The organism is Belliella calami, assembly GCF_022549695.1.
Taxonomy (GTDB): Bacteria; Bacteroidota; Bacteroidia; order Cytophagales; family Cyclobacteriaceae; genus Belliella; species Belliella calami.
Map to the genome: position 1 here is coordinate 1 of NZ_JAKZGS010000045.1, position 604 is coordinate 604.

The following is a 604-nucleotide window of genomic DNA, read 5'->3' on the forward strand; positions in this document are numbered from 1 at the left end:
TGTTGCTCACAGAAGTCCTGTTTCTGATGATCGAAAATTCTTTCTCAATGATATTTCCATCACGGTCTTTGACACGAACGAGAATCTTGAACTCCCTTCTGCCCTCTGCCCTCTCTTCTGAATTCCAGAACAACGTCCCGTTATCTATCTGGAAATACACATTGTCGAAAGCAAGATCGGCAAGTGTGATTTCATGCTGGTTGTCCAATGGATCCACCACCGTCAAATTGCCGACTGCAATTATAGCCTGGCTCACTTCAGCCTCAAAACTGTTGTTGTCCAGTAGGATGTCCTCAGGTGCCGGTTTTGGAAGGACTGTCACCACAATTCCTGCAACCAAACCTTGGGAATTCAGGATTCCTGAAGGCAAATTGATGGCTGCCGTTAGTGGATAATCCCCATTTCCGAAGATATAAAGGGTTTGTAAATCCCAAGTGATTGGAAGCTCAAGAAACTGACCGTCAGTGGTCATCACGGTGATCGTGTTTGGCAAAGCTGGATCAACACCCCAGATTGTTGCAATTGGGGAAGGTTGCATGACCATCTCTATCTCGGCTGCCAAGATTTCAAATTCTGAACCTCTAAACTCAATATCGTAATTGGC

1 protein-coding gene is annotated in these 604 nt (G+C 45.4%); it reads right to left on the reverse strand.

Going from position 1 to position 604, the window contains the following annotated elements; genetic code table 11:
- A partial coding sequence (locus MM236_RS19625) for a hypothetical protein (RefSeq protein WP_241276701.1) occupies positions 1-604 on the reverse strand: 604 nt, incomplete at both ends.